The sequence below is a fragment of the Streptomyces fagopyri genome (assembly GCF_009498275.1).
Classification (GTDB): Bacteria; Actinomycetota; Actinomycetes; order Streptomycetales; family Streptomycetaceae; genus Streptomyces; species Streptomyces fagopyri.
Window position 1 is genome coordinate 1,117,348 of sequence record NZ_CP045643.1, and the last position, 12,781, is coordinate 1,130,128.

Below are 12,781 nucleotides of genomic sequence, written 5' to 3' on the forward strand. Positions count from 1 at the left end.
CCGGACGCGCCGCCCCGGGGTGCCGCCCCGGGGCGGTGCGCCCGCGGTCAGCCCGTGGTGAGCCGGGCCAGTTCGGTGCCCGCCAGCAGGAAGGCGCGTGCCGCTCTCCGCCCAGGACCGGGCGTACGCGAGGTGGCGCGTCGCCGGCCCTGCGGTGGAGGGCGGGCGGTCAGCCGAAGAAGGTGGCGTTGGCCCAGCCGTTGTCGCCGGGGTCCGGGTGCGCGGCGATCCAGAGGTCGGCCACGCGCCCCAGGACCGCGATGGCCTCGCTCCTCGAAGGCAGCGGCGGCGCGTCCCCGAGCCTCGGCGGTACCGCAGCGGGAGCGGCCTGCGCGGGCGTCGTCGGGGCGGAGCGAGGCGGCAGCCGCGAGCGCGGCACCGCCGGCCGGCAGGCGTCGTCTACGCATGTGAACAACTCCTACGGACGGGGATTCCCATCCTCAACTCCTCCGTCGCGCGGCGTCCATGGCCGATCGTCAACTTCGCGCGACCCAGGCCGAGTTCACGGCCACGTACGATCCCCGTGTGGCGAGGCCGCCGCGGCGGTCCGCGATCCCCGGCCGGACGGTACCGACCGCCCGGTTCGTGAACCGTGCCGCGCCTCTCCCCGCGTGCGGTGAGCTACTGCGCGTGGTCATCCCCGCCCGGGCGAGCACGGTCCGTGAGCTATGTTGAGTTCTCGTGGGACACGAAGGAGGCACATCGGTGCCATCGCCGCAGCAGGCGCGCGCGCAGGCGTCCGCGATCACGTCGGGAAAATCGGCTCCGGAGGCGGGCGCGGCGCCCACGTCCCAGCTCCGGGAACTGTTCGACGGGCCTCGCCTCTCGCCCGGGCAGCGCCGCATCGCCCAGTACCTGATCGAGCACATCACCGAGGCCGCCTTCCTGTCGATCACCGATCTCGCGGAGCGCGTCGGGGTGAGCCAGCCGTCCGTGACCCGCTTCGCCGCGGCGGTCGGTTTCAGCGGTTACCCCGCGTTGCGCGAGAAGCTCCAGGCCATCGCGCTCAAGACACTGGGCAGCACCCCGAGCGCGCCCGCCGAGGACCGCGGCAACGAGCTGCAGGCGGCGGTGGACGTGGAGATGGAGAACCTGGAGAACCTGCGGCGCGACTTCGCCGACCCGGACCAGGTCATCGAACTCGGCCGCGCGCTCTCGCAGTCGACACCGCTGACGGTTCTCGGACTGCGCATCTCGGTGTCGCTGGCCGAGTACTTCGCCTACGCGGCGCGTCGCATCCACCCCGACGTACGGGTGGTGACCCGCGGCGGCAGCGTCGCGTACGACGCACTGCTCCAGTCGCGCGAGGCGGGCGGCACCTGGCTGCTGGCGTTCGGTATGCCTCGGCACGCGCAGGAGACGCTCACCGCCGTGCGGGTCGCGCGCAGCGCCGGGCTGAAGGTGGCCCTGATCACCGACCTGGCGCTCGGACCGCTGGCCGACGAGGCCGACGTCACCTTCACCGTCGGCACCGGTTCCCGGCTCGTCTTCGACTCCTACGCCGCGCCCGTGGTGATGTCGGCCGCGCTGCTCCAGGCCATGACCGACGCCGATCCGGAGCGGACACAGGCCCGCCTGGAGGAGTACGAGCAGATCGCCGAACAGCACCAGTTCTTCCTGAAGGACTGACGCGGAACAGCGCCCGTTCCTCCCGGAGGACCGACCGCGAACAGCACCCGCTCCCCCCGAAGGACCGGCCGCGGGCACCGCGACCCCCGCGGTCGGCCCGAGCCCGTCCGTCCCCGTCCCCACACCTCCCCGGACGCCGGCACCTCCCCCGTACCACCCCTCACCGCGGCATCACGGGATCTATCGCACCATATCGCGCATGAATTTTTTCATGTCCTTGCGTAACTGCCGGTATATATAAATACTGCTCGCGGATCGCGACCAGGAGGCCTCCGGGTCGCGTCCCACGACCATCCGGGGCCGTCCGCTCCTACCCGCAACGGGCTCCGGGTGATCGGACGGGCTCCGTGCGAACGGGGTCCGCGGTGGCGGCCCCGGCCTTCCCCTGGACCGGGGCCGCCCCAGAACCGTTGACCACCCTTGCCGCCGACGTAACCCGGAAGCGATGAACATGGCCCTGACGTATTCACCGATCACCTCGGACTGGCCGTGCCAGGTCAAGACCCCCGGCAGCTTCGACTGGGAGCGGTCGGCCATCAAGTGGCTGCGCGATCTGGTGCCGGCCCGCTACGCGAGCTATCCGACCCTGATGAAGCACCCCGTCCTGCTCGCCCGCCACGCGCAGATCCAGGTGCAGCACGAGATACGCGTCGCCCGTACGGCCCTGCAGACCGCCCGCTCCGAGCTGCCCGCCCTCGGCCTGCACGAGTCGGTGATCGAGCACACCATCAAGATGTACGCTGCCGAAGTTCTGCAGCTCAGTCATATCGCCCGCAGCGTCCGAGCCGTCACCCAGGCGCTCACGGACAGCGGCGCCACGCGGAACTGAGACCCCGGGTCCGGGCGACGGCACCGGGGCGACGACCACCGGGAGACGTCGTGGACGCACAGAGGCCCAGGGCCGTGGAGACCGGCGCGGCAAGACGGACCGCCGCGGCACCGGCTCTCGATGTCCGGTGGATCCACGGATCGCCGTCGGCCAAGCACAACACGGACCCGGACCTCCAGGTGCACGCCTACGACGCGGACACGGTGATCCTGCGGCAGAACATGGCCGTCGACCACGAGGCGCCCTTCCTGCTCCTGCTGTTCGGCGAGGCGCGGGCCGTGCTCATCGACACGGGTGCCACGGCCTCGCCCGCGCACTCTCCCCTGCGGCGGGTGGTGGACGCGCTGATGCGGGACCGGTCGGCCACGCGTGCTCCCCGGGACGACTACGAACTGCTGGTGCTGCACACCCACCCGCACGGCGACCACGTCGCGGGGGACGGGCAGTTCGATGACCGCCCCGGCACCCGGGTGGTGGGCGCGGCCCTCGACGAGGCGTGGGCGTTCTTCGGGTTCGACCGGGACCCGGACGGCGTCGCCCGCGTCGACCTCGGCGGCCGGGTCCTGGAGTGTCTGGCCACCCCCGGGCACCACGCGGCCTCGGTGACGTACTTCGACCCCTGGACCGGTTTCCTCCTCACCGGCGACACCGTCTACCCCGGCCGGCTCTACATCGAGGACTGGGCGGCCTTCACCCGCACCGTCGACCGCCTGATCGGTTTCTGCGCCGACCGGCCGGTCACCCATGTGCTGGGCTGTCACATCGAGATGACCCGGCGACCGGGCCAGGACTATCCCGTGCGTACCACCTACCAGCCCGACGAACCGCCCCTGCAGATGACGACGGATCAACTGCGCGACATCCGCGCCGCCATCCGCAGCGTCGGCGACCGGCCGGGCCGGCATGCCTTCGACGACTTCGTCCTCTGCCGCCTTGACCTGCCCGGGAGCGCACCGGACGGCGCGTAGAGGCAGCCGACCCGCACATGGCGGAACCGGGGGCGGTACGAACGCCGTGGACGGGAAGACGACAGGGAGAAACGGAACTTCCCGCCGAGACCTCTGGACGGACCCATGGATTCCACGGCATGGACAGTGATCGTCGTCGTCGCGGTCCTGGGTGCCGTCGCGCTCGCGGTGGCGATCGTGCTCCTGACCCGGCTCGTACGGGCGCGACGCGATCTGCGGCGTGCCGGACTCCCCACCGGCTCCCGCTGGGTCTTCTGGGGCGCCGTCGCCTATCTGCTGCTGCCGACCGACCTGCTGCCCGACCCGATCTACCTGGACGACATCGGCGTACTCCTGCTGGCCCTGCGCTCGTTGCGCCGCCCGGAGCTGCTCGACGCCGACGAATCCGGGAACCCTCCCGCGCGCACCGGACGTTGACGGGACGGGCGGCCCGAGGGCGTGGACGCCCGCGCCGGAGGTCCGCGGCGATCGCCACGTCGACGGGGGCACGATGAGCGAACTGGTTCCCGGGGGCAACGTGCCCCTGCCGGCCGGCACCCTGACGATCCGGGTGCCGGGTCCCTTCGACGTGTCGGCGCTCATCACCGACGACACCGGCAAGGTGCGCGGCGACGCCGACTTCGTCTTCTACAACCAGCTCGCGGTGCCCGGCGCCCGGCTCACCGGTGAGAGCCTCACGGTCGACCCGCCGGGCCTGCGTTCCGGAGCGAGCCGGGTCACCGTGCTCGTCACTCCCGCCGACCCCGGCACACCACTGGGCCGGCTGCCCGCTCCCACCCTGCTCGTCACCGGCCCCGGCGGGCGCGCCCTGGCCCGCTTCACTCCCCCCCGCCCGCGGCGGGAGACCGTACTGCTGCTCGCCGAGATCTACCGGCGCGGCACGGAGTGGAAGCTGCGGGCCCTGGGCCAGGGATACGCGGAGGGCCTGGCCGGCATCGCCCGGGACTTCGGCGTCGACGTCACCGAGGACGACGCCCCCGCGGTCGCGGCACCCGACCCGGACGGCTTCCTGGAGCTGGTGAACTCCGTGCGCGCCGCGGCCGGTTCACCGCCCGTGTCGCTCGACGCGCGGCTCGCGGCCGCGGCGCGGGCGCACGCCTCCGACATGGCGGCCCGCGGGCTCCTCGCTTCCCGGAGCGCGGACGGGACCTCGGTCCACCAGCGCGTCACGGCCGCGGGATACGCGTATCTCACCGTGGGCGAGCACCTCGTCTCCGGCCCGCGCACACCCGGCGAGTTCGTCGAGTACTGCCTCACCGGCGAGCGCTCCCGCGCCACCCTGTACGACGGCGCGTACACGCAGACGGGCCTCGCGTACGTCGCCGACCCCCGTTCCGGAGACCTGTACTGGACGGCTCTGTGGGCGCGGCCGTTCAGCACCGAGGGTCTGGCGCGGACGTCGCGCGAGGTGATCGCCCTGACCAACGCCGAGCGGGCCGGCGAGGGCCTGCCGCCGCTCCTCCCCGACACGCCGCTCACCGGCGCGGCCCAGGCGCACAGCGACGACATGGTGGCCCGCGCCTTCTACTCCCACACCTCTCCCGAGGGCGGCCGGCCCTGGGACCGGGCCGCCGCGGCGGGCTCCACGCGCCGGACGATCGGCGAGAACATCGCCTGCGGCCAGCGTTCCCCGGCCGAGGTCGTCCGAGGATGGATGGACAGCCCCGGGCACCGGGCCAACATCCTCGGGCCCGGCTTCACCCACATAGGCGTCGGCTTCGCGGGCGGCGGCGACGCGGGCACGTACTGGACCCAGCTCTTCGGCGCCTGACCGCCCTCTTTCTGACGCACCTTCGGATTCCCCTCCGTGCCATGCAACCCGCGGGCCGGTCCGGCGCGTAGAGAGGGTGTCGACGCCGCGTCCGCGGCACGGTTCGCGCCGGACGTCCGCACCGCGGACGAACCCGGTGGAGAGAGTCGGGAGAAGAATCAGATGGTCTCAGGATCGGTGGGCACGGGTACGGCGCTGGGCGCGGTACTGCTGTCCCTCGTCGCGGTCCCCGCGCAGGCGGCCTCCGGGGCGCCGGGTTCCGGACGGGTCGCGAGCGTCGCGGCGGCGGGGCTCGGCGCGCCCGACGACGCCGGACTGCGGAGTGTGCTGCGGTCGGCGCTGGCCCAGGGGGCGCCGGGCGCGATGGTGCGGGTCGACGACGCGGGCACCGTCCACCAGCTGTCCGAGGGGGTCGCCGACCGGGCCACCGGGCGGGCCATCACCACGGCCGACCGGTTCCGCGTCGGCAGCGTCACCAAGAGCTTCTCCGCCGTGGTCCTGCTCCAGCTGGTCGACGAGGGAAAGCTGAACCTGGACACCCCGGTGAACACGTATCTGCCCGGGCTGCTGCCCGACGACAGGATCACCGTGCGCCATGTGATGAGTCACCGCAGCGGACTCTACGACTACACCAACGACATGTTCGCGCAGACGGTCCCCGGCTTCGAGTCCGTCCGCGACAAGGTCTTCAGCTACCAGGACCTGGTAGACCTGTCCCTCAAGCACGCGCTCACCAACGCGCCGGGGGCGGCCTACTCGTACTCCAACACCAACTTCGTGGTCGCGGGCATGCTCATCGAGAAGCTCACCGGGAACCCGGTGGCCACGGAGTACCAGAACCGCGTCTTCGGACCCCTCGGTCTGACCGACACCTCCTACGTGCACCCCGGCACCGCCATCGCCGGCACCCACGCGAACGGCTATCTCACCCCCGACGCGGCCGGTGCGGCCCTCGTCGACTCCACCGCGCAGACGGTGTCCTGGGCGCAGAGCGCGGGCGCGATCATCTCCAGCACCCGGGACCTCAACACGTTCTTCTCCGCCCTGATGACCGGACAGCTGATGTCCGCCGCGCAACTCGCTCAGATGCAGCAGTGGACCACCGTCAGCAGCACCCAGGGCTACGGCCTCGGTCTGCGCCGCCGCGACCTGTCCTGCGGGGTCTCCGTGTACGGGCACACGGGCACCGTGCAGGGCTACTACACGTACGCGTTCGCCTCCAAGGACGGCAAGCGCAGCGTCACCTCGCTCGCCAACACCTCGAACAACGCCGCCGTGCTGACCACCATGGCGGGCACCCTGGAATCCGCGTTCTGCGGCAAGTCGTCCAAGGCGACCCGGCGCGCCTCGGCGCCGTCGGCCACCCCCGGTGAGCGGTACGAGGACATCGCACCGGACGTCGCCCGCGACTGACGTGCCGGGGTGCGGCCGGCCGGCTCCGGCCGGCCGCACCCGTCGCCCGGGTTGCCCCGGTTCGGCACGGTTCGTCCCAGGTCCGGCAGAAGCAGGATCGGCCGGTTCCCGTGTCCGCGCCCGATACTGGAGGCATGGGATTCGCCGTCTTCATGACCTTGCCGGGACTCGTCCTTGTCCTGACCCTCGCGGCCTTCGCCGACCAGGCGCTGCTGCGGGCCGGACGGGCCGGCCTGCTGCCCTGGCGCAACAGCGCGCGGCAGGGGCAGATATCCGCCACCGGCTTCGAGCAACTGCACGCGAGTCTTTCCCCGGGCAAACAGCACGAGCTCAAGGAACGACGGTCGGCCCTGGTGATACGGGACGACGAGGAGGACGGGGCGCCCGCGCACCGTACGACCGTCGATCTCGACGCCGGTAAGGCGATCGTGCGCCCCGGGGGCCGCTCATGACCTTCGACGACCTTCTGGAGCGGGCCGCGTCCCTCGTCCGGCCGGGCCGGCGGGCGGTCCTCGGCATCGCCGGAAGTCCCGGAGCGGGCAAGACGACGCTGGCCGAGCGGCTGGTCCGGGAGCTGAACGGCGGCGGTTCCGGCTGGGCCGCGCACGTGCCGATGGACGGGTTCCATCTCGCGGACGCCGAGTTGGAACGGCTGGGCCGCCGGGACCGCAAGGGCGCTCCCGACACCTTCGACGCGGCGGGGTACGCGGCGCTGTTGCGCCGGCTGCGCGACGAGGAGGAGAGCGACGACATCGTCTACGCGCCGGCCTTCGAACGGACCCTGGAGCAGCCGGTCGCGGGCGCCGTCCCGGTCCCCCGCACCGCCCGCCTGATCATCACCGAGGGCAACTACCTCCTCCTGCGCGACCCGGTGTGGGAGCGCGTACGGTCGCGGCTGGACGAGGTCTGGTTCTGCGAACTCGACGAGACCGAACGCGTACGCCGTCTCGTCGCCCGCCACGAGGAGTTCGGCAAGGACCACGACGCGGCGGTGGCCTGGGTGCTGGGCACGGACCAGCGCAACGCCGACCTGGTCGCCGCCGTGCGGGCCCGTGCCGATCTGGTCGTGGGCGCCGGGGTCACCGCCTCCGGATCCGTGTCTCGGGCACCCCTCGCGCATCGCCCGCCGGATTCCCGATCAGTGCGGTGAACGCCTCGGTGCGGATCGTCAGCCCTTCGGGCGCGCGCTCCACGACGGGAGCGAAGGGGCCCGGGGATCCGTAGCGCACGGCGAAGACATGCAGGTCCTCCGGGGCGCCGGGAACCGGACCGGCCTCGAACGCCGTGGAGGCGACCAGGTGGTGCCAGCCCTCGTCGGGGTTGCCGTAGCCCCGGGGGTCGGCGGCCAGGGCGAAGGCCGTCTCCTCCTGGGTGGTCCGGGCGCGGGCGTCGAAGCGGTCGGCTCCCCCGGTACGCGGGTGCGTCAGCCGAAGGGTGCCGGCGGACGCCACCTCCGCCGACGCGACCCTGCGGACCCGGTCGCCGTCGTCGGCGGCGTACGGCATTCCGGCGAGCAGATACGGGTCCCCGTCCAGGCGTTCGACGGCCACCGTGGTCCACAGGCCGGCGCCGTCCGTGACGTACAGGGATCTGACGTGGCGCAGGACGTGGTCGCGGGTGACGACGGGCTTGCTGACGAGCTTGGCCGTCAGCCCGTCGCTCTCCAGGTCGCGCACCCGCACCTCGCCCATCGGGCGGCTCAGCAGGAAACCGTCGAGGACCGGCCCGAAGCCGTGCCGGCGGTTCACGGCGGCGGGCAGCAGATAGGTGCCCGCCGCTTCGACCAGGGACGGCGTCATCCGGTCGTCGAACGCCACCGAGACGGTGCCCGTGCGCAGTTGACGGCGTACCGGTGCCGTCCTGGGCGTGCGGTGCCAGCGGGCCGTGTCCTGGATCTGCCAGACCAGCATGAGGCGAAGTGCCCGTCCACGGCGCCGTCCGGGCCGGTCGCGTGCCGTCCCCAGCGGGTGTCGCCCCAGTAGCGGCCGAGGTCGGCGCCGATCCGGCCGCCGAAGCGGCGCAGGCCGAGAACGGCCTCGAAACCGCAGTGCTGTTCGCTGTAGCGCGGACCGCCGAGGTCGAACCCGCCCGTCGTCAGCCGTGCGTCGAGGTAGCGGGCGAGCGCGTCACCGTCCTCGGCGAAGACCGGCTCTCCGCTGACCCGGTGGGCCTGGGCGAGGAAGGACAGGGAGATCGGTCCGTAGTTGTTGTCGTAGGCTCCGCCGTGCTCCGGGGGCAGCAGGGCTCCCCGGTCGCGGACGCGCCGGGCGCGGATCTCGTCGCTGTAGAGACGCATCGCGTGCGACCGGACCGACTCCCCTTCCGCCAGCGGGAGATGACGGGCGAGCATCAGGCCGCCGACGACGCAGCCGATGGCCTGGTTGCCGGCCTCCTGCGGGTTGAAGAAGGTCGCCTCGGTCAGCCGGCGCCAGTACCCGTGGGCCACGTCCCGCAGTTCGCCGCGGGGTACGTCGTCGACGAGTCCTTCGGCCAGATCCAGCACGTTGACCGCCTGGAGCAGCGCCCACACGGTACTCGGCCAGTCGCCCACGGGGTGGGCGCCCTCCTCCAGCACGTAACGGGCGTACGGCAGCCCGGAGTCACGGATCCTCAGGTTGGGGTATCCGGGATTGTCGCGGGTGAAGACGCGCTCGCGGAGATGGAAGGCGAGACCGCGCCGGACGGCCTCCGGCAGGCGCGGGTCCCCGGTGCGCTGCCAGGCGAGCGCCAGCAGCGAGGTGACGCCGAGCGACGTGTCGCCGATGTCGGTGACGGCCGTGGGGTGTTCGAGGTTGCCGTCCGGGGTGAGGCGGGCCGGCGCCTCCTCGGTGACGGCGGCGAGAACGGTGTCGTACGCGGCGGGATCGTCCGGGAGATCGTGCAACCGGCCGCGCTGGTAGGGGAGATGCATGCGATCGACCCTTCGTTCCGGAGGTCTCCGGTCCCTGCGTCAAGTCTCTTCCGGAAGGTGCGGAAACGGATGAGCGGGGACCGCGGGAACGGTGTCGGCCCGGCGAACATCGCGCCGGGGGACGAGGACGCCGGCGGATGCCGCCCCTCCGGAGGGCGCGGGAGATGACGGCAGCCCGCGGCTGAGGGCTGTCCCGTCATCCCGGTGGATCGGCGCGCGGCGTCGGACGCGGTGCGTCGCGAGGCGGAGGGGCGTCCTCGTACCGGGTGTGTCCGGGCGAATCCGACGACGCGGCGGGGTGCCGTGGCCGTCGTCGTGCGCCCGCCGGGGATCACGGGACGGCCCTTAGGTGTCCGAATCCCGCCGGACGTCGTGCGCGGAACACGGCAACATGGCAGGTGAAGCGGTGCTCGCACCGCTTGGACCACGCGTGAAAGGACATCTCCGATGACGGTCTGGACGACCATCGACAGCCCCTTGGGCGAGCTGCTTCTCGTGGGCGAGGAGTCGGCGACCGCCCGGGGCGGCACGGCGCTCGTGTCGCTCTCCATGCCCGGCCAGAAGTCCGGCGCCGTCGTACGGGACGGCTGGACACGGGACGACGGCGCGTTCGCGGACATCGCCGCACAGCTGAACTCCTACTTCGAGGGCGGGCTGACCGACTTCGCCGTCGAGTACGCCGGCGGGGCGGGCACCGATTTCCAGCGGCGGGTGTGGAAGGCCGTCGACAGCGTCCCGTACGGCACGACGGTCAGCTACGGCGAGATCGCCTCACGGATCGGGGCGTCACGCGCGGCCGTGCGCGCCGTGGGCACCGCCATCGGCGCGAACCCCGTGCTCGTCGTGCGCCCCTGCCATCGCGTGATCGGCGCCGGCGGCGCGCTCGCCGGGTACGCCGCGGGTCTGGAGCGCAAGCGGCGGCTCCTGGACCTGGAGGACGCCCGGCCGTCCGGATGACGCCCACGCCGCTCGTCCCACCTGCTGCGAGCGGCCGGCGGCACCGGAGCGTTCGAAGGCCGCGGCGACAGCCCGGTTTTGCCGGACCGGCAACAGGACTGGGCCGGGTCCTGCCACTCGCCGCACGATCACTCATGGCGGCGACACGGGGAGAGCGGGTCTCCCGCGGGCCCGCTCGTCGCCTTCACCGCAGCCGTAGTGTCCTGGGAGGATCCGTGCCGAAGTCGTCCGCAGCAGACCGCACCCACCGTCTGGTGTCCTCGCCGGCCGGCCGGACCCATCTGGTGGAGCAGGGAACCGGTCCGTTGGTCCTGCTGGTGCACGGGTTTCCAGAGTCCTGGTACTCCTGGCGGCACCAGCTGACGGCGCTCGCCGCGGCCGGATACCGGGCGGTCGCCCTCGACGTCCGCGGTTACGGCCGCTCCTCCGGGCCGGACGGCGTGGCCGCGTACCGGATCCTGGAGCTGGTGGAGGACTGCGCCGCCGTGGTGCACGCCCTCGGTGAGCGGTCCGCGACCGTCGTCGGGCACGACTGGGGATCGACCGTCGCCGCCACCTCCGCGCTGGTCCGGCCCGACGTGTTCCGCGCGGTCGGGCTGCTCAGCGTGCCCTACACCCCGCGCGGCGGCCCGCGCCCCAGTGACGTCTTCGCCCGGATGGGCGGCCCCGACGAGTTCTACGTCTCCTACTTCCAGCGGCCCGGCCGGGCCGAGGCCGAGATCGAGCCCGACGTCCGCGGCTGGCTCGGGGGCTTCTACGCGGCGCTGTCCGGCGACACCATGCCCTCCGCCGGCGCACCGGACCCGCACTTCGTCAGCCCCGGCAAAACCCTGCGCGAACGGTTTCCCACCGGACCTCTCCCCCACTGGCTCGACGCGTCCACCCTCGACGTCTACGCGCAGGAGTTCGAGCGGACCGGGACGAGCGGCGCGCTCAACCGCTACCGGAACATGGACCGCGACTGGGAGGATCTGGCCGGCCATGACGGCGCGCCCGTCACGCAGCCCTCGCTGTTCATCGGTGGCGCCCTCGACGCGTCCACGACCTGGCTGGCCGACGCGATCGCGGCGTTCCCCATGACCCTGCCCGGCCTGGTCTCGTCCCACATCCTGGAGGACTGCGGCCACTGGATCCAGCAGGAGCGGCCCGAAGACGTCAACCGCATCCTGATCGACTGGCTCGCCGCGCTGCCCGCCTGACGCGGAACCCCGAAGGCCGTCCGCCGCCCGGGACGCGACGCGCGCCCCGGGCGGGCCATCGCGGAGTCCACGTGGCGCTGCGGCGGTCTACGGAGTCGTACGCGATTCCAGGGCGGCGCGCGTGTCGTCGCCGTAGACGCCGGTCTCGTCACCCCGGACGCCGTACCAGAGCTGGAAGCGGGCGACGGCCGCGGTGAGCGTGGCGTCGTAGCCGCCGTCGGTGGAGCCGCCCGCGTACACGTCCGGGACGCGCAGCAGCCGTCGTTGCAGTGCGGTCACTTCCGGGCCGCTGTCCCCCTCGCGGAGGGTGCCCGCGCCGTCCGGGTCGGCGGGTCCCGGCGGCGCCGGGGCGGCGGCTGTCACGGCGGGGCCGGTTCCGGGCTGTCCGGCCCGTGCGCGGCCGTCCTGGTCGCCTGGCACCAGGAGGGCGAGGGCGAAACCGGCCAGGGCCGCCGCGATCACGCCGAGCGCGATGGCGGCCCGGCGCCGGCCGGCACCGTCGGCGTGGCCGCGTCCGGGTGCGTGGTCCTGTCCGTGCGTGGGCCGCCGTCCCGGCCCGGTCGGCCCTCTCCACGGGGACCTGGCCCCGCTCCCGCGTAAGAGGACGGGTGCGCGGCCGTTCCGACGAGCGCGGCCGTTCCGACGAGCGGGCCCGGACGCGGCGCCCGCGGGTCCTGGGGCGACGCCCGCGGGTCCGGCGTCGCGGGTGTAGTCCTCGCCTCCCGGTACGGAGGGCTCGCCCCCCGGTACGGGCGGCAGTTCCTCCGTCTCCTCCCCGGCGGCCGGCGAAAGGGCCTTCGCCGAGGTGGCGGGCACGGCGACCGTCTCGTAGTCGCCGTCCGGATCGGATCCGTACTGCTGCCGGCGCACCTCCTCGATGAGCTCCGCCAGTGCCTCGGTCCGGCGGCGCCGCTGCACATGGGTGGGCTCGATGGCCCGTCGCCCCGCTGGCTGCCCCGGTTCGGGCGGTGTCGACACTCTGCTCTCCCTCCGTACGCGCGAGCTCACGCCATCCCCGTGGAGTGATACGCGACGGCCGCCCCGGAGGTTCAGCCGTGGGCGCCTCCGCCGGACCACCGGCGGTCTCCCGGTGACCGCCCCCCG

General features: G+C 73.1%; 12 protein-coding genes and 1 pseudogene. 10 read left to right on the forward strand and 3 right to left on the reverse strand.

The window, feature by feature from the left end:
• Positions 1–169: 169 nt before the first annotated feature.
• Positions 170–415 (reverse strand): hypothetical protein, encoded by a 246-nt coding sequence (locus GFH48_RS04725; RefSeq protein WP_153287044.1) that lies wholly within the window; start codon positions 413–415, stop codon positions 170–172.
• A gap of 290 nt (positions 416–705) precedes the next feature.
• Between GFH48_RS04725 and GFH48_RS04730 the strand changes: the two genes are divergently transcribed.
• From GFH48_RS04730 to GFH48_RS04765, 8 genes are all read left to right on the forward strand, one after another.
• Positions 706–1,629: a MurR/RpiR family transcriptional regulator gene (locus GFH48_RS04730; RefSeq protein ID WP_153287045.1), complete on the forward strand. Its 924-nt coding sequence runs from the start codon at positions 706–708 to the stop codon at positions 1,627–1,629.
• Between the two features lie 451 nt (positions 1,630–2,080).
• Positions 2,081–2,458 carry a hypothetical protein gene (locus tag GFH48_RS04735; protein WP_153292720.1) on the forward strand — a complete coding sequence of 126 codons (378 nt, stop codon included), beginning with the start codon at positions 2,081–2,083 and terminating at the stop codon, positions 2,456–2,458.
• Positions 2,459–2,508: 50 nt separating this feature from the next.
• Positions 2,509–3,426: an MBL fold metallo-hydrolase gene (locus GFH48_RS04740; RefSeq protein ID WP_228120365.1), complete on the forward strand. Its 918-nt coding sequence runs from the start codon at positions 2,509–2,511 to the stop codon at positions 3,424–3,426.
• A 105-nt stretch (positions 3,427–3,531) separates the two neighbouring features.
• Positions 3,532–3,843 (forward strand): DUF1232 domain-containing protein, encoded by a 312-nt coding sequence (locus tag GFH48_RS04745; protein ID WP_153287046.1) that lies wholly within the window; start codon positions 3,532–3,534, stop codon positions 3,841–3,843.
• Positions 3,844–3,916: 73 nt separating this feature from the next.
• Positions 3,917–5,197 (forward strand): CAP domain-containing protein, encoded by a 1,281-nt coding sequence (locus tag GFH48_RS04750; RefSeq protein ID WP_153287047.1) that lies wholly within the window; start codon positions 3,917–3,919, stop codon positions 5,195–5,197.
• A 162-nt stretch (positions 5,198–5,359) separates the two neighbouring features.
• The gene (locus GFH48_RS04755) at positions 5,360–6,610 is read left to right on the forward strand and encodes a serine hydrolase domain-containing protein (RefSeq protein ID WP_153287048.1); all 1,251 of its coding nucleotides are present in this window, start codon (positions 5,360–5,362) and stop codon (positions 6,608–6,610) included.
• Positions 6,611–6,744: 134 nt separating this feature from the next.
• Complete coding sequence (locus GFH48_RS04760) at positions 6,745–7,062, forward strand: DUF6191 domain-containing protein (RefSeq protein WP_153287049.1); 318 nt, start codon at positions 6,745–6,747, stop codon at positions 7,060–7,062.
• The gene (locus tag GFH48_RS04765; RefSeq protein ID WP_153287050.1) at positions 7,059–7,760 is read left to right on the forward strand and encodes a nucleoside/nucleotide kinase family protein; all 702 of its coding nucleotides are present in this window, start codon (positions 7,059–7,061) and stop codon (positions 7,758–7,760) included. Before GFH48_RS04760 ends, GFH48_RS04765 begins: the two co-directional genes overlap by 4 nt.
• Here the strand turns inward: GFH48_RS04765 and GFH48_RS04770 are convergent.
• A pseudogene (locus GFH48_RS04770) lies at positions 7,690–9,521 on the reverse strand (hypothetical protein). The gene GFH48_RS04765 and the pseudogene GFH48_RS04770 sit on opposite strands and share 71 nt — an antisense overlap.
• A gap of 447 nt (positions 9,522–9,968) precedes the next feature.
• Between GFH48_RS04770 and GFH48_RS04775 the strand changes: the two are divergent.
• Complete coding sequence (locus tag GFH48_RS04775) at positions 9,969–10,478, forward strand: methylated-DNA--[protein]-cysteine S-methyltransferase (protein ID WP_153287051.1); 510 nt, start codon at positions 9,969–9,971, stop codon at positions 10,476–10,478.
• A gap of 215 nt (positions 10,479–10,693) precedes the next feature.
• A complete protein-coding gene (locus GFH48_RS04780; protein WP_228120367.1) occupies positions 10,694–11,677 on the forward strand; it encodes an alpha/beta fold hydrolase in 984 nt (327 codons plus the stop codon).
• An 87-nt stretch (positions 11,678–11,764) separates the two neighbouring features.
• On the opposite strand, the gene GFH48_RS04785 is transcribed toward GFH48_RS04780, so the two are convergent.
• Positions 11,765–12,655 (reverse strand): peptidoglycan-binding protein, encoded by an 891-nt coding sequence (locus GFH48_RS04785; RefSeq protein WP_153287053.1) that lies wholly within the window; start codon positions 12,653–12,655, stop codon positions 11,765–11,767.
• Positions 12,656–12,781: the final 126 nt, after the last annotated feature.

Coding starts and splice junctions, on each gene's coding strand:
- GFH48_RS04735 (WP_153292720.1), top strand. CDS start 2,081: ATGGCCCTGACGTATTCACCGATCACCTCGGACTGGCCGTGCCAGGTC.
- GFH48_RS04745 (WP_153287046.1), top strand. CDS start 3,532: ATGGATTCCACGGCATGGACAGTGATCGTCGTCGTCGCGGTCCTGGGT.
- GFH48_RS04750 (WP_153287047.1), top strand. CDS start 3,917: ATGAGCGAACTGGTTCCCGGGGGCAACGTGCCCCTGCCGGCCGGCACC.
- GFH48_RS04755 (WP_153287048.1), top strand. CDS start 5,360: ATGGTCTCAGGATCGGTGGGCACGGGTACGGCGCTGGGCGCGGTACTG.
- GFH48_RS04760 (WP_153287049.1), top strand. CDS start 6,745: ATGGGATTCGCCGTCTTCATGACCTTGCCGGGACTCGTCCTTGTCCTG.
- GFH48_RS04765 (WP_153287050.1), top strand. CDS start 7,059: ATGACCTTCGACGACCTTCTGGAGCGGGCCGCGTCCCTCGTCCGGCCG.
- GFH48_RS04775 (WP_153287051.1), top strand. CDS start 9,969: ATGACGGTCTGGACGACCATCGACAGCCCCTTGGGCGAGCTGCTTCTC.